Origin of the sequence: Rhizobium sp. BK049, from assembly GCF_014193135.1 — a bacterium.
In the GTDB taxonomy this organism is placed as follows: domain Bacteria; phylum Pseudomonadota; class Alphaproteobacteria; order Rhizobiales; family Rhizobiaceae; genus Rhizobium.
The window spans coordinates 51,859-66,774 of sequence record NZ_JACHYV010000027.1; the positions used below are offsets into that span (position 1 = coordinate 51,859).

General features: G+C 61.0%; 18 protein-coding genes and 1 tRNA gene. 7 read left to right on the plus strand and 12 right to left on the minus strand.

Annotation, left to right across the window (positions count from 1 at the left end; all coding sequences use genetic code 11):
* Positions 1-7 precede the first annotated feature (7 nt).
* From FHT70_RS24340 to FHT70_RS24360, 5 genes are all read right to left on the minus strand, one after another.
* On the minus strand, positions 8-757 hold the full coding sequence (locus FHT70_RS24340; RefSeq protein ID WP_183705375.1) for an electron transfer flavoprotein subunit beta/FixA family protein: 750 nt from the start codon (positions 755-757) through the stop codon (positions 8-10).
* 184 nt (positions 758-941) lie between these two features.
* A complete protein-coding gene (locus FHT70_RS24345; protein WP_183705377.1) occupies positions 942-1,724 on the minus strand; it encodes a rhomboid family intramembrane serine protease in 783 nt (260 codons plus the stop codon).
* 32 nt (positions 1,725-1,756) lie between these two features.
* The gene (locus FHT70_RS24350; protein WP_183705379.1) at positions 1,757-2,335 is read right to left on the minus strand and encodes a cob(I)yrinic acid a,c-diamide adenosyltransferase; all 579 of its coding nucleotides are present in this window, start codon (positions 2,333-2,335) and stop codon (positions 1,757-1,759) included.
* Positions 2,336-2,746: 411 nt separating this feature from the next.
* Entirely contained in the window at positions 2,747-2,950 is a 204-nt protein-coding gene (locus FHT70_RS24355; protein WP_097601621.1) for a twin transmembrane helix small protein, read from the minus strand.
* 18 nt (positions 2,951-2,968) lie between these two features.
* On the minus strand, positions 2,969-3,802 hold the full coding sequence (locus FHT70_RS24360) for an SDR family oxidoreductase (protein ID WP_183705380.1): 834 nt from the start codon (positions 3,800-3,802) through the stop codon (positions 2,969-2,971).
* A gap of 76 nt (positions 3,803-3,878) precedes the next feature.
* Here FHT70_RS24360 and FHT70_RS24365 point away from each other — a divergent pair, with 76 nt between their 5' ends.
* Positions 3,879-4,802: a YihY/virulence factor BrkB family protein gene (locus tag FHT70_RS24365; protein WP_085779623.1), complete on the plus strand. Its 924-nt coding sequence runs from the start codon at positions 3,879-3,881 to the stop codon at positions 4,800-4,802.
* On the opposite strand, the gene gluQRS is transcribed toward FHT70_RS24365, so the two are convergent.
* Positions 4,767-5,648 (minus strand): tRNA glutamyl-Q(34) synthetase GluQRS, encoded by an 882-nt coding sequence (gene gluQRS / locus FHT70_RS24370; protein WP_183705382.1) that lies wholly within the window; start codon positions 5,646-5,648, stop codon positions 4,767-4,769. The two genes, FHT70_RS24365 and gluQRS, sit on opposite strands and share 36 nt — an antisense overlap.
* Between gluQRS and FHT70_RS24375 the strand changes: the two genes are divergently transcribed.
* Together FHT70_RS24375 and FHT70_RS24380 are read left to right on the plus strand one after the other, a co-directional pair.
* Complete coding sequence (locus tag FHT70_RS24375) at positions 5,647-6,339, plus strand: DNA-3-methyladenine glycosylase (RefSeq protein ID WP_183705384.1); 693 nt, start codon at positions 5,647-5,649, stop codon at positions 6,337-6,339. The genes gluQRS and FHT70_RS24375 overlap by 2 nt on opposite strands.
* A gap of 111 nt (positions 6,340-6,450) precedes the next feature.
* Positions 6,451-7,008, plus strand: coding sequence for an HNH endonuclease (locus tag FHT70_RS24380; RefSeq protein ID WP_085779620.1), 558 nt, complete (start codon positions 6,451-6,453; stop codon positions 7,006-7,008).
* A 10-nt stretch (positions 7,009-7,018) separates the two neighbouring features.
* Here FHT70_RS24380 and FHT70_RS24385 read toward each other — a convergent pair whose 3' ends face one another.
* Positions 7,019-7,534: a disulfide bond formation protein B gene (locus FHT70_RS24385; protein ID WP_183705386.1), complete on the minus strand. Its 516-nt coding sequence runs from the start codon at positions 7,532-7,534 to the stop codon at positions 7,019-7,021.
* Between the two features lie 22 nt (positions 7,535-7,556).
* Complete coding sequence (locus FHT70_RS24390) at positions 7,557-8,153, minus strand: YqaA family protein (protein WP_183705388.1); 597 nt, start codon at positions 8,151-8,153, stop codon at positions 7,557-7,559.
* Positions 8,154-8,348: 195 nt separating this feature from the next.
* Here FHT70_RS24390 and FHT70_RS24395 point away from each other — a divergent pair, with 195 nt between their 5' ends.
* Positions 8,349-8,639, plus strand: coding sequence for a hypothetical protein (locus tag FHT70_RS24395; protein ID WP_183705413.1), 291 nt, complete (start codon positions 8,349-8,351; stop codon positions 8,637-8,639).
* Between the two features lie 15 nt (positions 8,640-8,654).
* On the opposite strand, the gene FHT70_RS24400 is transcribed toward FHT70_RS24395, so the two are convergent.
* Positions 8,655-10,400: a cation:proton antiporter gene (locus FHT70_RS24400; protein ID WP_183705390.1), complete on the minus strand. Its 1,746-nt coding sequence runs from the start codon at positions 10,398-10,400 to the stop codon at positions 8,655-8,657.
* Positions 10,401-10,612: 212 nt separating this feature from the next.
* Between FHT70_RS24400 and FHT70_RS24405 the strand changes: the two genes are divergently transcribed.
* Both FHT70_RS24405 and FHT70_RS24410 read left to right on the plus strand, forming a co-directional pair.
* Entirely contained in the window at positions 10,613-10,894 is a 282-nt protein-coding gene (locus FHT70_RS24405) for a hypothetical protein (RefSeq protein ID WP_183705391.1), read from the plus strand.
* A 162-nt stretch (positions 10,895-11,056) separates the two neighbouring features.
* Positions 11,057-11,344: a hypothetical protein gene (locus FHT70_RS24410; protein WP_085779616.1), complete on the plus strand. Its 288-nt coding sequence runs from the start codon at positions 11,057-11,059 to the stop codon at positions 11,342-11,344.
* Between the two features lie 201 nt (positions 11,345-11,545).
* Here the strand turns inward: FHT70_RS24410 and FHT70_RS24415 are convergent.
* Positions 11,546-11,630 (minus strand) — tRNA-Leu (locus tag FHT70_RS24415).
* A 124-nt stretch (positions 11,631-11,754) separates the two neighbouring features.
* The gene (locus FHT70_RS24420) at positions 11,755-13,050 is read right to left on the minus strand and encodes an MFS transporter (protein WP_183705392.1); all 1,296 of its coding nucleotides are present in this window, start codon (positions 13,048-13,050) and stop codon (positions 11,755-11,757) included.
* 128 nt (positions 13,051-13,178) lie between these two features.
* Between FHT70_RS24420 and FHT70_RS24425 the strand changes: the two genes are divergently transcribed.
* Entirely contained in the window at positions 13,179-13,757 is a 579-nt protein-coding gene (locus tag FHT70_RS24425; RefSeq protein ID WP_097601631.1) for a TetR/AcrR family transcriptional regulator, read from the plus strand.
* 65 nt (positions 13,758-13,822) lie between these two features.
* On the opposite strand, the gene FHT70_RS24430 is transcribed toward FHT70_RS24425, so the two are convergent.
* Positions 13,823-14,803, minus strand: coding sequence for an aldo/keto reductase (locus tag FHT70_RS24430; protein WP_183705393.1), 981 nt, complete (start codon positions 14,801-14,803; stop codon positions 13,823-13,825).
* Positions 14,804-14,916: the final 113 nt, after the last annotated feature.

Below are 14,916 nucleotides of genomic sequence, written 5' to 3' on the forward strand. Positions count from 1 at the left end.
AGGCCGATTACAGCACGCCGGCTTCGTTCTTCAGCTTGTCGACGAGTTCGGCGACCGACTTGACCTTGACGCCGGCCTTGCGGCCGGACGGCTCCTCGGTCTTCAGCACCTTCAGCCGCGGCGTCGTGTCGACGCCGAAATCGGCCGGCGTCTTCTTGTCGAGCGGCTTCTTCTTCGCCTTCATGATGTTCGGCAGCGAGGCGTAACGCGGCTCGTTCAGTCTGAGGTCGGTGGTGATGACCGCCGGCAGCTTGATCTCGATCGTCTGCAGGCCGCCGTCGACCTCGCGGGTGACCTGAGCCTTACCGTCACCGATCTCGATCTTCGAGGCAAAGGTCGCCTGGGCCGAGCCCAGCAATGCCGCCAGCATCTGGCCGGTCTGGTTCGAATCGTCGTCGATCGCCTGTTTGCCGACGATGATAAGGCTAGGCTGCTCGGCATCGGCGACCCCCTTAAGGATCTTGGCGACGGCGAGCGGCTCGACGGCATCATCGGTTTCGACGAGAACGGCGCGGTCGGCGCCCATGGCGAGCGCCGTGCGCAGCGTTTCCTCGGCCTTGGCCGGGCCGATCGACACCACCACCACTTCTTCCGCCTTGCCGGCTTCCTTCAATCTCAGCGCCTCTTCCACCGAGATCTCGTCGAACGGGTTCATCGACATCTTCACATTGGCAAGCTCGACACCCGTGCCATCCGGCTTCACCCGGATCTTCACGTTGTAGTCGACAACCCGCTTGACGGGCACGAGAATCTTCATGGGAGCCTTCCTTCAAGAGAAACTGATTTCACGAGTTTTTAGGAAAATGCGCGCTCAGGCGCCGCTTCGATTGTCGAATGGCGACATGGATACGCGTTTTTCCTCCAAATACAACGCTTGCATGATGCCGGCAGGGAATCGCCTCGGCAATATATGGACGTTTACGTACACGTCAATATATCGGTCAACGCCGGTCTCGACCCCAGGGAAGACGCTGCTCGTTGCGGCCGCCCGTGCCGGCCGCAACGGCGCCGGCTTCATCCCTTACGGCGCGGGGCGTTACGATTTCACGGTCGAAGAGCGGCAGGCCTGGACGGCGCAGGACGAGAATCAGCAGGGCACCGGCAAGGATGCCGCCGACATGGGCGCCCCAGGAAACATCGCCATCCAGCGCAATCGCCAGCATGAAGAATTGTTGTCCGATCCACAAAAGCAGCGGCACGAAGGCCGGCAGGGGCAAGGGCACACGCAGGAACACCAGCACCCAGACCCTGACGCGCGGATGCAGCATGACATAGGCGGCAACGACGCCGGAGATCGCCCCGGAAGCGCCGACCAGCGGCGCTTCCGACGTCGCCGTCAGCAGCCCGTGGCAAAGGGCGCCGGCAGCGGCGCAGAGGAGGTAGAAAAGCAGGAAACGCATATGCCCCATCGCGTCCTCGACATTGTCGCCGAAGACCCAGAGGAAGACCATGTTGGAGGCCAGATGCCAGAAGCCGGTATGGACGAAGGCATAGGTGAGATAGGTGAGCGGTTCCGGCACGATTTCCAATCCCTGTGCCAATTGGGCGTGCCCGAAGGCGATCGCCGGGATGAAGCCGAGGCCGACCGTCGTCGCCTGGGCTGCCAGTTCGCTCTCCAGGCTGGTGAAGAGCCAGACCGCGACATTCAGGATGATCAAAGCCAGGGTCACCCACTGAACCTTGATATGCTTCAGCGTATTGGCATCATGAAGTGGTATGAACATAAGGCCCCCCGGCGATCGTGATCGCGGCAAACCTATCTGTTTTTTCCCGGAACCCAAAGCACATCCGCACGACCGCGTTCATTCGCGTGACGGGCCGCCACGAAGAGGAAATCCGAGAGCCGATTGACGTATTTCCTTGCAGGCTCGCTGACGATTTCACCGTCGCTGCGGGCAAGCGCCACCATCAGACGTTCGGCGCGCCTCGCAATCGTGCGGGCAAGATGCAGATGTGCGGCAGCGGGACTGCCGCCCGGCAGGATGAAGGATTTCAGCGGCTCGAGACCGGAGTTCAACTGATCGATGTCGCGCTCGACGCGGTCGACTTGGGTCTCGACGATCCGCAGCGGTTCGTAGGCCGGCGTCTCTCCGATATCGGGCGTGGCGAGATCGGCGCCGAGATCGAAGAGGTCGTTTTGGATCGACATCAGCATGGCGTCGAGCTCGGGCAAGCCTGATGTGTGCAGCCGCGCCAGGCCGATCGCCGAATTGGCTTCGTCGATCGTGCCATAGGCTTCGACGCGCAGATCGTCCTTAAGCCGGCGCGGGCCGGAAACCAGCCCGGTCGTGCCGTCATCGCCGGTTTTGGTGTAGATCCTGTTGAGTTTCACCATGTAGCACCGCCTGGCGGGAGGGCTTTTGCAAGGCCGGAGATCGGCGAGGCCGGCCCCTCATCCGGCTGCCGCCACCTTCTCCCCGTTTTCACGGGGAGAAGGGAACATGCTGCACCCTCTCCGCTCCTCACTGACGTCTCGCAGGGCACGTCCCCTCTCCCCGTCGGAACGGGGAGAGGGTTAGGGTGAGGGGCAGCCACTGGTACAAACCGAGCGGCTGTGGGCTTGACCCGAGCATCCACGCGGCGCCCACCAGCAGCCGCGGCTTGGATCCTCGACTCAAGGCCGAGGATGACGGAGAGTGGAGTTGGCCTTTTCGCCAAACCTGACGCTGCCTGGAGAGACACCTCATCCGGCATCACCTCGGCTCTGTCATTCCCATTCGTCATCAAAACCTCCACTATGGTTTCCTCACGTCGGCCGGCCGCCGCCGGTGATCCAGAGGGTGATCATGATCAGGATGACGGCGATGGCCTGCAGCAGCACACGAAGCTGCATCAGTTTGTTGGAACGGTTGGCATCGCCGCCCTTCATCATGTTGAAGAGGCCGCGGATCAGCACGAGGGCGACGAGGCCCATGACGACGATCGCAAGGATATAGGTGGCCGTGGACATGGTATTCAACTTTCTCGGTCAATCGGTCCAGCGCATCAGATTGTAGAAGAGGTCCGCCGGAAGCAGCCGCTTCAGGAGCATGCCCTGTTTAGCCGGAGTCGTTACAGGATAATGTGGCCTTGGTCTGTTCGAGTTCAATGCGTGTTTCAACACCGAATAGACCGCGTCCGGGCCAAGTTTGTGGCGGTTGACCGGCCCGGAGCCGTCAAGTCTCGCCAACTGTCTGGCATAATCGGCTGCGTGCGGCGAATTCTCGAGGTCGATGTTTTCTTTGAACTTAGCGAGCGCATTGGCGGTGAAACGCGTGGCGATCGGCCCGGGCTCGATCAGGCTCACATGGATGCCGCTGCCGGAGAGCTCCATGCGCAGGGTTATGCTGAGGCCCTCGAGCGCAAATTTCGAGGCGGTGTAGGCACCGCGATAGCGATAAGGAACCAGGCCGAGAATGGAGGAGCATTGCACGATCCGTCCGCGACCATGTTTGCGCATCGACGGAATGAGCTGCCGCGTCAATTCGTGCCAGCCGAAGAAGTTCGCTTCGAACTGCGCTCGCAGCGCCGCCGTCGACAGATCCTCGACGGCACCAGGCTGGCCATAGGCACCGTTGTTGAAGAGCGCGTCGATGCGGCCGTCGCTGCGATTGAGGACCGCGGCTGCCAGGTCGCAGATGGTGTCGGCCCTGGCATAGTCCATCACGAAGGCTTCGATGCCGTCGGCTTCCAGTGCCGGCAGATCATCCGCCTTGCGCACCGTCGCAAAGACACGCCAGCCATCGGCTTTCAGCGCCCGGGCGCAGTAAGCGCCGATGCCGGAGGAACAGCCGGTGACGACGATTGTGCGCTGTTCCGCCATGGAATGATTCCTGTACAAAATGGGACTCGTTTCCCATATTCGGCCAGAGGATACAATCTGGAAACCCGGAGACGGAATGCCGAAGGTGCTGCGCACGATCTACGACGTGGTCTATGACGCGATCTGTCACATGGTCGAGGATGACGGATTTGCGATGGCGAGCCACGTGGCTTTGTCGAGCCTGCTTGCGGTCTTCCCTTTCCTGATCTTCGGCACGGCGCTTGCAAGCTTCCTCGGCGCCGATCAGTTTTCCTCCACCGCCATCCATCTGATCTTCGACACCTGGCCGGAAGCGATCGCCAAGCCGCTCGCCGACCAGGTGCTCCAGGTCCTTACCATTCAGCGCGGCGGGCTGTTGACGATCTCGGTGCTGGCGGCGGCCTATTTCGCGTCGAACGGGGTAGAAGCGCTTCGAATCTCGCTCAACCGTGCCTACCGGGTGCAGGAAACGCGGCCGTGGTATTTCACCCGCCTCGCCAGCCTCGGCTATGTGCTGATTGCCGTCATCATCTTCGCGGCGATCAGCATTCTGCTGGTGGCCGTGCCATTGGCTCTCGACTATGCCCGGAAGTGGCTTCCGCTGTTTGCCGATACGCTCGACGTCGTCTTCAGCTGGCGCATCTACGGCACACTTGTCGTGCTCACCGTCGGCCTGCTGGTCATGCATCTGTGGCTGCCGGCCGGCAAGCGGCGGGTGTTCGACGTCATTCCCGGCGTGCTGCTGACGCTGCTTCTGTGGCTCGCCGGCGCATTGGTCTTTGCCTATTATCTCGCGACCTTCGCCAATTATACCGCGACCTATGCCGGTCTCGCCTCGGTGATGATCGTGCTGATCTTTCTCTACATGGTCGGCGTCATCTTCATCATCGGCGCAGAGATCAACGCGGCGCTGATCAAGTTCCGCGTCTTCCGGATGTTCTCCCACACACTTTCGATCGTCGGCAGAGAGCGTGTCGAACGGCGGTCAGAGCCCGACAAGGCGGCGAATATCGGCCCCTGACATGCCCTGGACACGCAATTCGGCAAGGCCGCTGTCACCTTCGCTTTTCGAAAGCTTGCGGCCATTGGCATCGAGAATGAGACGATGGTGGTGATAGAGAGGCTGCGGCAGCCCGAGCAGCACCTGCAGCAGCCGGTGCACCGATGTGGCGTGAAAGAGGTCGAGCCCGCGTACGACATGGGTGACGCCCTGCAGCGCATCGTCGACGACCACCGAAAGGTGATAACTCGAGGGTGCATCCGAGCGAGACAGGATGACGTCTCCCCAGACCTCGGGTTCGGCGGCGATCTCGCCCGTCCTGCCGTCGCCGGTTTCGGTCCAGAACAGCAGTTCGCCGATCAGGTCGAGCGCCTTGCGCATATCGAGCCGCCAGGCATGTTTTTTCCCCGAGGAAAGGATGTCCCGCCATTCGGCCTCAGGCCGCTCGCGATCAATCGGCGGGTAATGCGGCGTGCCATCGGGGTCGCGCGGCCAGGATTGGCCCGTTGCCTCGTAGGCGGAGACACGCGCCTTCACCTCGCCGCGCGTCAGGAAGGCCGGATAGACCAGGCCGCGTTCGATCAATGCGTGGAGCGCCGCCTGATATTCCGGGAAATGTTCCGATTGGCGCCGCACCGGGCTTTCCCAGTCGATGGCAAGCCAGTCGAGGTCCCTCAGGATGCCGGCCTCGAATTCAGGCGTGCAGCGCATCTGGTCGATATCCTCGATGCGCAGCAGCAGCCGGCCGTTTTGGCTTTCGGCCATATCCCGGTTCAAAAAGGCCGACAGCGCGTGGCCGAGGTGCAGCGATCCGTTCGGACTCGGCGCAAAACGAAAGACAGGTTTTTGACGCTCGCTTGTGGTCATGCTTTCTTCTGCCACGGATTTTCGTTTCGAACCACTGGGAGGACGCGTGCAGATCATCCGCAACGACGATGACGTCAAGCTGGGGCTCGAAGCATTGCTGCGCCTCGATCCGCGCCTTGTACCGATTGCGGCGAATGCAGGGCCTGTTCCACTGCGGCTGCGAGAACCCGGTTTTGCCGGCCTTGCCCATATCATCGTCTCGCAAATGGTCTCGCGCGCCAGCGCCGAGGCGATCTGGCGGCGCATGCTGCCGACGGACGGGCCGCTGACGGCCGAAGGTTACATGCTGCTAGGGCCCGAGGCATGGCGGGAATTCGGCCTGTCGCGCGCCAAGGCCGACACGCTGTCGCGGGTTGCGGAAGCCGTTGCCTCCCGACGCCTCGATCTTTCCAGACTCTGTCTGAAGCCACCGGACGAAGCGCTTGGCGAACTCACCGCCTTGAAGGGCGTCGGTCCATGGACGGCGCAGGTTTATCTGATGTTCTGCGGCGGCCACGCCGATGTCTTTCCGGCTGGCGATGTGGCGCTGCAGAATGCCGTCGGCGCTGCGCTCGGACTTGCGGCGCGGCCGCAAACAAAGGCGCTTGCCAAGCTTTCGGAGATCTGGTCGCCGTGGCGCTCCGTGGCGGCGCGGCTTTTCTGGGCCTATTACGCAACGAAAATGTGGCGCGACATGGTACCGACCGGCTGATCGGCAACACTCTTCAAATTGCCTTTATCCTCTGAATTTATTGGACTTCACAATCCTGTAACAACCGGCCTAATATACAGGAGCAGATGCCGAATCGATCAGGAGAGTCCCTTGACGATTGCAGTCTCCCCGCAGGCCCTGCCGGCGCTCGTCCTGAACGCTGACTACCGGCCGCTGAGTTATTATCCCTTGTCGCTTTGGTCCTGGCAGGACGCGATCAAGGCGGTCTTTCTCGACCGTGTGAATATCATCGCGGAATATGAACATTCGGTTTCCTCACCGAGCTTTTCGATGCGGCTTCCGAGTGTCGTATGCCTGAAGACTTACGTTCAGCCATCCCGCAATCCGGCTTTCACCCGGTTCAATGTCTTCCTGCGCGACCGGTTCGAGTGCCAGTATTGCGGCTCCCACGATGATCTGACTTTCGACCACGTCATCCCGCGCGCCCATGGCGGTGAGACGACCTGGGAGAATGTCGTGGCAGCCTGCTCGCCCTGCAATCTGCGCAAGGGCAGCAAGCTTCCGAAGCAGGCGGGGATGTTCCCGTCCCAGAAGCCCTATCAGCCGACGGTGCAGGATCTGCACAATAATGGCCGGCTGTTTCCGCCCAACTATCTGCACGAAAGCTGGCTCGACTATCTCTATTGGGATACCGAACTGCAGCCCTGATAGGCTCACCTCACGCAGATTTGCGGACGCCGACGAAGGCGAAAGCTGCGAGCAGAATGCCGGCGATCACGTTCCAGCCTGCGAAAGACAGGCCAAGCACCCTGAGCGCTGCATCGGTGCAGGATGGGCCTTTGATCGTATTGAGCTCGGTCAGCAGATCGCCGGCGTTGCTCGTCATGCTGTTTGCGGTCGTCGAGCAGGTCGCCGGCCCCGGCCAGAAATGCCATTCCACGCCGGCGTGATAGACGCCCATGCCGGCGGTCACCAGCATCAGGATGCCGGCCGCAAGCAGCATTGCACGGGAAATCCAGTTCGGCAGACCGGCAAGCTCGCAGATGGCAGCGAGAATGGCGATCGGGATGGCATAATAATAGGGCTGGCGCTGCAGCAGGCAGAGTGCGCAGGGAATATAGCCGCCGATATATTGAAATCCAAGCGCGGCGCCAACCACCGCCGCCATGCCGATAGCAAGCAATATGGAATAGATAAAGCCGGGGCGGGCGAGCGGCGAGGAAGTGGCAGTCATGGCGGAACTCCGCAAAGTGGGCCTAGTGAGCAAGTAGTTTGTAGGCGATACCGAGCATAATCAGCACGGCAGCACCGACACCTACGATCTGGCCGAGACGCTTCTCGATGAAATCGCGGATCGGTTCGCCATAGCGACGCAGCAGCCAAGCCAAAAGTAGGAACCGGGCGCCGCGAGCGACAATGGCGGAAATGACAAAGAAGCTCAGATTTATACCGATGGCGCCCGCCATAATGGTTACGACCTTGATCGGCGGCAGATGGGCCAAGCCGGAGGTCACCAAAAACAGCAGCAAAATTTCCCATTCGCCATGGATCGAGTTTCGCAGCTGTTCGAAATCATCGAATTTGCCGTAGAATTCGAGAATCGGCCGCGCCACCGTCTCGTAAGCGTAATAGCCGAGCGCCCAGCCGGCAATGCCGCCGAGCACGGAGGCAACGGTAGCGATCAGTGCATAGCGATAGGAGCGTTCCGGCTTGGCAAGTGCCATCGGCAGGAAAAGCACGTCGGCGGGAACGAGAAAGACGGAGCTTTCGACGAAGGCGATGACGGCGAGCCAGACTTCGGCCGATTTGCGCGAGGCCAGAGACATGGTCCAGTCGTAAAGTCTGCGAAGCATTCCATTTCTTTCCTATTGCGGTGCAAAAAGCTTTAGGGGTCGTATGCGGCGCTGTAAATGCTCGCCCGTGTCCTTCGTGCCACCGCCGTCTAAAAATTTTGTGATGCGGAGGCGTCGCCGCCTCTCCCAGGATTTCATGGGATTGCGAATCGGCCATTCTAGGGCAAGGTTTACGTGGTCGACGTGCAGGGTGGCATGAGAATGTTCAAAGTGATTGAAGGCGGCCTTGGGCGGGCCGTGCAGATGAATGACCGGGCCGAAGCGGGTTCGGGACCGAGCCGGGAAGATGTGCGCCGGGAAGCGAACCGGCGGCTCAAGGAAAGTGGTTATCACCCTTCCCGCATCCGGGAATTTGCCACCGGCGTGCCGATGCTGGCCTCCCTGAAATACCTGTCGCTGCAGATCGATTTCGCAGCCGAGACCTTGTCGCGGCTCGACCCGATCCCAGACGATTTCCGCTCTGACGGTTATTGGCCGGCGAGTTGAGACGAGCGCCGCTCCTCAGGACAGATCCATCGACTTTTCCCATTGCTGACGCAGGACGTTCATTTCCGTGCGTTTTTGCGCCATTTCGCTGACGATGGCGCGCAAGTTGGGGTGATGCGACATGAACATATTGAAATCGCGCCGCTCGAGCACTTCGAACTGACAAAAGTCGACGGCGATGACGTCGGCCGTACGCCTTCCGCCGCTCAGCAATGCCATCTCCCCGAAGAAGGCGCCCGGCTCCAGGCGGATCGCGCCGCTGGCTAGGCGCACTTCGACCGCGCCTGAGGAGATGAAATACATGCTGTCGCCGCGATCGCCGCGACGAATGACACGTTCGCCAGGGGGAGCCGACTTTGCCTTGAAGAGCAGCAGCAGCTCTTCCTGCGCATCCTCCCCGACCTGGGAGAACAGCGGGAAGGTTTCGATCAGCTGCTGCATCTTCAGCTGATGCTGGCGTTCGCGTTCCTCGCCGAGCGCCCTGATCTTTTCCAGTTCCTTGCCGAGCGTTATCTGCCTCTTTCTACCGAAGCTTTCGAAGACGGAGGGCCATTGCGCATGGATATATTTCTTCAAGCCCTCGGTTGCGATGATCACGATCGGGTTGAGCGTGATCGACAGGATCGCTGCAGCCAGGATGAGATCCTGGCCTTCATGCGGCAGCAGCCCGAGCGAGACGCCGAGGCCGGCGAGGATGAAGGAAAATTCGCCGATCTGGGCAAGGCCGCCGGCCAAAGTCAGCCCCATGCCGATCGGATATCGCAGCAGCATGACGATGGCGAAGGTGATGACGGCCTTGCCGAGAATGACGAGCGCCAGGGCGCCAATCACCGCCAGCGGCTGGCGCACCAGGATCGAGGGGTCGAAGAGCATGCCGACCGAGACGAAGAACAGCACGGAGAAGGCGTTCTGCAACGGTAGCGAATCGGCCGCCGCTCTGTGGCTGAGCTGGGATTCGCTCATGACGACGCCGGCGAAAAACGCGCCTAGCGCGAAGGAGACGCCGAAAATCGCCGCCGAGCCGAAGGCGATGCCGAGCGCGATCGCCAGCACCGTCAGTGTGAAGAGTTCGCGCGAGCCGGTGCGGGCGATCATCGTCAGCAGCCAGGGCACGATACGGGGGCCGAGGAAGACCGCCATGGCGGCGAAGGCCAGCACCTTGAACAAGGTCAGTCCGATCGTCAGTGCCAGCGGCAGATCACCGAAGCCGTGATTGGTGTCGACGGCGTGGCCGCCGAGAAGCTCTGCCAGCGCCGGCAGCAGCACCAGCGCCAGCACCATCACCAGATCCTCGACGATCAGCCAGCCGACGGCGACGCGCCCGCTTGGCGCATTGACGAGATTACGTTCCTCCAGCGCCTTCAGGAGCACGACCGTACTCGCCACCGAGAGGCTGAGCCCGAAGACGACGCCGGCACCGAGGCTCCAGCCCCAGAGCATGCAGAGGCCGATGCCCAGCAGGGTGGCGAGGATAATTCGGCCGATCGCGCCCGGCACGGCGATCCCGCGTACAGCGAGCAGGTCGGAGGCGGAAAAATGCAGGCCGACGCCAAACATCAGCAGGATGACGCCCATTTCGGCGAGCTGGCCGGCAAGATCGGTATCGGCGACAAAGCCCGGTGTGAACGGGCCCATCAGGATGCCGGCCATCAGATAGCCGACGAGCGGCGGCAGCCGCAGCCGGTCGGCGCCATAACCGAGGACGGCCGCGAAAACAAAACTGACGGCGACCGTCGCAATGAGTCCTACTTCCTGATGCACGTCTGCCCTCGCCTGATGGTAACGGCCGCCACCTTGGACGAAGCGCAAGCAAAATTAAATAGTTGATTTGCGTTTTGCGGCCGCCGACGGGGGCTTTATTCAGTCGGAAATAATGGGCCTGCGACTGCTCGCGGCATGAACGAGCTGTTGCTGATGCTGGAACCACTTGCGTCTTGGGTCGTTGCCTTTTCATCAAGAGAAGGAGAAAGGATATGCGGAAGATCATCCTGAACTGTGCTGTGGCGGCCCTTGCCGCCTGTTCGTTTGCGGCGCCGGTGCTTGCCGATAGCGTCTATGTCAGGGAGCGTTCCTATGACGACGATTATCGCCAGGAGCGGGTGCGGCCCGGCATCACCATCAGCGAGCGCGGCGTGACCTTCGGCGTTCGCGAACGCGAGCATCGCCGCTATCGACATGACGGCTGCGAAACCAGGAGCGTTACCCGTCAGACTGATGAAGGCGAGGTGACCAAGACAGTAAGGCGCTGCTATTGACGAAAATTCGCGACAAAGACGAAACCCGGCTCCCGCGAGCCGGGTTTTCGCCTTTCGCGTGGCACGAAGCGCAATGCGGTGGTGGACGTGATCAGTCGATGTTATGAGCCCCTTGCTCGGAGCGCATTCCAAGCGCAAAGAACCCGGCACAGGATTTTCGATATGATTGAGCTTACCCCATCCCAGATAACCGCACTCAAACTCGCCAGGGATGGAGATCTCTATCCTCAGCCGGCGAATAAATGGACGCATCAGAACGCGACGGTGACCTACGCAAAAACCGACCGGTGGAAAGAACGGCCGCAGAAAGTGAAATCGGTCACAGCAAAGACGCTCAGCGAGTTGAAAGAGCCGGGCTTCCTCGAGCGGCGGCACCTGGATGATGATGCATCAAAGGATGTCTACGGCATTACCATGGCCGGCAAGATGTGGCTGCTGAAGAACAAGTAGGCTTCACTCGGAGGCGAAACTTGCTCCGTAGTCCCGCTTAGGTCTTTAGAGGTAGGGGCTACACAAAGCCATTTGAGATGATGGTTCAGCTAACCGGAGATTGTCGAACAGTCCGCCTTCGTTCCTGACGGAACTACGGCGCGACAGCCTCCGCTTGGCTGCTCTTCGGCTCGCCGAGCCGAAGCTCCGCAGCACGAAGGCTGGTGCCCCATGCCGGGGTCGAACCAGCACTTCTTTCGAAACTCGATTTTGAGTCGAGCGCGTCTACCAATTCCGCCAATGGGGCAACGGATCCAGACGAGGCGGGTGTCTAACATGCGAGCGGGCGAGCGCGCAAGACGGGCGAGCGAAGTTATCGCGGCGATGCCGCGGGAAATCCGGCCTCGTTACGAGGCCGGATCCTGTCGATCTCAATGAGCGGCGGCGGGTGCCGCACTGGGCAGCCCGGACTTCTTCAGCGTAATCGCCAGGATCGAAGCCAGCAGGCAGAAGGCACCGGCGACGAAAAAGGCGGGCAGGTAGCTCGATAATTCCGTGCGCGACAGGCCGGCGCCATAGGCGGCCGTGGCAGCGCCCAGCTGGTGGCCGGCAAAGGCCCAGCCGAAGACGAGGCCGGCCTTTTCGCGGCCGAAGCGATCGGCGGCGATCTTGACGGTGGGCGGCACGGTGGCGATCCAATCGAGGCCGTAGAAGATGGCAAAGATGGAGAGACCGTAGAAGCTGAAATCGCTGAACGGCAGATAGAGCAGCGAGAGGCCGCGCAGGCCGTAATACCAGAAGAGCAGCCAACGATTGTCGAAGCGATCGGAGAGCCAGCCGGAGCCGATGGTGCCGAAGAAATCGAAGATGCCCATGACGGCAAGGACGCTGGCGGCGGCAACCGGCACGATGCCGAAATCGCCGCAGAGGGTGACGAAATGGGTCTGGATCAGGCCGTTGGTGCTAAGACCGCAGATGAAGAAGGTGGCAAACAGGATCCAGAAAGTCGAGGTCGTCGAGATTTCACGGAGCGTGGTGATCGGCGTCATCAGCGCAGCGCCGAGCGTCGTTCGGGCAGGCGCCGGCGCCACATGGGCTTCTCCCAATAATGGCAGGTTCACATCCGAGGGCCGGTCACGCATGAAGAGAAGGACGAGAAGGGCGGCCGCCATGATCATGGCGCAGACGAAGAACACGGTGGCACGCCAGCCGTAACGTTCGGTCAGTTCCGCCATCAGCGGCAGGAAGACGAGCTGCCCGGTCGCCGAGCTTGCCGAGAGCATGCCGACGACAAGGCCGCGATGCTTGACGAACCAGCGCGTCGAAACCGTCGCCGCCAGCACCATCGCCGTCAGGCCGGTGCCGAAGCCGACGACGACACCCCACAGCGCCAGCAGATGCCAAAGCTTTGTCATGAACAGCGAGCCGACAAAGCCCGCGCCGATCAGCGCCAGCGCAAAGACGATAACCTTACGGACGCCGAAATAATTCATGAAGGCCGCGGCGAACGGACCCATGAAGCCGAAAAGGATCAAGCGAATCGCCAGCGCAGAGGAAATCTGCGACGTTTCCCAGCCGAACTCGTCCTGGAGCGGCTTGATGAGGACGCCGGGCGCGCCCATGGCGCCTGCTGTCACCAGCATGGTCAGAAAGGTGGCGGCAACGACGACCCAACCGTAATGAATGTTGCGCCGCGCAAGGGAGGAGGCAAGAACTGTTGAAACCATGAGGGGATTCCATTCGAATTCAGGTTGGGGAAGATACAGAACCAATTTACATGATGGTCATCATATTTCTTGCTTATTCATGATGGACATCATATATTTTGTCAAGCGACGATTTCTGGAGAATGAAGATGCGGGTCAGCCGCGAAAAATTTGCCGAGAACCGCGAGAGGATCCTCACTGTTGCCGGCGTGCTCTTTCGCGAGAACGGTTTCGACGGTGTCGGCGTCGCCGACATCATGAAGGCGGCGGGGCTGACGCATGGCGGCTTCTACGGCCACTTCGGTTCGAAGGACGAGTTGGCGCTTGAGGTCAGCCGCAAGCTGATCGACAAGGTCGAGAGGCGCTGGAAGGAACATATTGCCGAGTCTCCGGACAGGCCGCTGCAAGCGCTTCTCGACCATTATATCCACTGGCGCACTGTTGACGATCCAGGCGGCAGTTGCGTCTTCGCCACCTTGATCCAGGAGGTGAGCCGCAGCCGCGGCGCGGTCCGCGCGGTCTTCAGCGATGGGTTGTCCGTACTGGTCGACACACTTGCCGATATCGTTCCCGGCGAGACCGAAGAGGAGCGCCGCGCCAATGCCGCGACGACGCTCTCATCGATGATGGGTGCCGTGATTCTTGCGCGCGCCGTCGAGGACAGGGGACTTGCCGAGCAGTTCCTGGTGACGATGCGTCGGCAGCTCGATCCCGCCAGCCGGAGATAGTCCCGAGCGCCGAAGCCGAGGGCCCGACCCTCTCCACGCCAGTCTGCCGATCGAGATGCCGGCGGCTATTTGAAGCCGGCGATGGCGTGCGGGATGTAGGGCGCTTCGAGTGCCGCGATTTCCTCGGTGGTGAGTTTGACCGACAGCGAGGCAACGGCGTCCATCAGGTGCTTCGGTTTGGATGCGCCGATGATCGGCGCAGTGACCACGTTCTTCTGCAGGATCCAGGCGGTGGCGACCTGGGCGCGGGAAATGCCGCGGGCTCCGGCGATTTCGGCGACGGCATTGACGATCTTGCGGTCGGCATCGACGGACTGCGTGTAAAGTGTCTTGCCGAATTCGTCGGTTTCGCTACGCGCCGTCGTCTCGTCCCAGTCGCGCGTCAGGCGGCCACGGGCCAGCGGGCTCCAGGGGATGACGGCGATCTTCTGGTCTTCGCAGAAGGGCAGCATTTCCCGCTCTTCTTCCCGGTAAAGCAAGTTCAGGTGGTTCTGCATGCTGACGAACTCGGTCCAGCCGTTCAGCCGAGAGATGTAGAGTGCCTTGGCGAATTGCCAGGCATACATCGACGAGGCGCCGATATAACGCGCCTTGCCCGATTTGACGATGTCATGCAGTGCTTCCAGCGTTTCCTCGATCGGCGTCGTATAGTCGAAACGATGGATCTGGTAGAGGTCGACATAGTCGGTGCCGAGACGGCGCAAGCTGTTGTCGATCTCGTCGAAGATCGCTTTGCGTGACAGACCGGCGCCGTTCGGGCCCGGCCGCATGCGGTTGAACACCTTGGTCGCCAGCACGATGTCCTCGCGCTTGGCGAAGTCTTTGATCGCACGGCCGACGATCTCCTCCGAGGAACCGTTGGAATAGGTATTGGCGGTGTCGAGGAAATTGATGCCGAGGTCGATCGCCTGTCTGATCATCGTCCGGCTTTCCTCTTCCCGCAGGCTCCAGGCATGATTGCCGCGGCCGGGATCACCGAAGGTCATACAGCCCAGGCAGATTTTCGAGACTTCGAGCCCGGCCTTTCCGAATTTGACGTATTCCATGAAAAACTCCAAGACTTGAGATAACCCCGCGCGGCGTTTCATGATCTAGTGCGCAACCGCGAAAGTCGCAGGGGCTGAATAAACAATCTCCGGACAATGCGCACACTGGTGCG

Bases quoted from the DNA above. Each gene is read 5' to 3' on its own strand.
- FHT70_RS24405 (WP_183705391.1), top strand. From the start codon at position 10,613: ATGCGGAAGATCATCCTGAACTGTGCTGTGGCGGCCCTTGCCGCCTGT.
- FHT70_RS24390 (WP_183705388.1), bottom strand. From the start codon at position 8,153: ATGCTTCGCAGACTTTACGACTGGACCATGTCTCTGGCCTCGCGCAAA.
- FHT70_RS24340 (WP_183705375.1), bottom strand. From the start codon at position 757: ATGAAGATTCTCGTGCCCGTCAAGCGGGTTGTCGACTACAACGTGAAG.
- FHT70_RS24410 (WP_085779616.1), top strand. From the start codon at position 11,057: ATGATTGAGCTTACCCCATCCCAGATAACCGCACTCAAACTCGCCAGG.
- FHT70_RS24375 (WP_183705384.1), top strand. From the start codon at position 5,647: ATGCTTTCTTCTGCCACGGATTTTCGTTTCGAACCACTGGGAGGACGC.
- FHT70_RS24355 (WP_097601621.1), bottom strand. From the start codon at position 2,950: ATGTCCACGGCCACCTATATCCTTGCGATCGTCGTCATGGGCCTCGTC.
- FHT70_RS24385 (WP_183705386.1), bottom strand. From the start codon at position 7,534: ATGACTGCCACTTCCTCGCCGCTCGCCCGCCCCGGCTTTATCTATTCC.
- FHT70_RS24395 (WP_183705413.1), top strand. From the start codon at position 8,349: ATGAGAATGTTCAAAGTGATTGAAGGCGGCCTTGGGCGGGCCGTGCAG.
- FHT70_RS24425 (WP_097601631.1), top strand. From the start codon at position 13,179: ATGCGGGTCAGCCGCGAAAAATTTGCCGAGAACCGCGAGAGGATCCTC.
- gluQRS (WP_183705382.1), bottom strand. From the start codon at position 5,648: ATGACCACAAGCGAGCGTCAAAAACCTGTCTTTCGTTTTGCGCCGAGT.
- FHT70_RS24365 (WP_085779623.1), top strand. From the start codon at position 3,879: ATGCCGAAGGTGCTGCGCACGATCTACGACGTGGTCTATGACGCGATC.
- FHT70_RS24345 (WP_183705377.1), bottom strand. From the start codon at position 1,724: ATGTTCATACCACTTCATGATGCCAATACGCTGAAGCATATCAAGGTT.
- FHT70_RS24420 (WP_183705392.1), bottom strand. From the start codon at position 13,050: ATGGTTTCAACAGTTCTTGCCTCCTCCCTTGCGCGGCGCAACATTCAT.
- FHT70_RS24350 (WP_183705379.1), bottom strand. From the start codon at position 2,335: ATGGTGAAACTCAACAGGATCTACACCAAAACCGGCGATGACGGCACG.
- FHT70_RS24360 (WP_183705380.1), bottom strand. From the start codon at position 3,802: ATGGCGGAACAGCGCACAATCGTCGTCACCGGCTGTTCCTCCGGCATC.
- FHT70_RS24430 (WP_183705393.1), bottom strand. From the start codon at position 14,803: ATGGAATACGTCAAATTCGGAAAGGCCGGGCTCGAAGTCTCGAAAATC.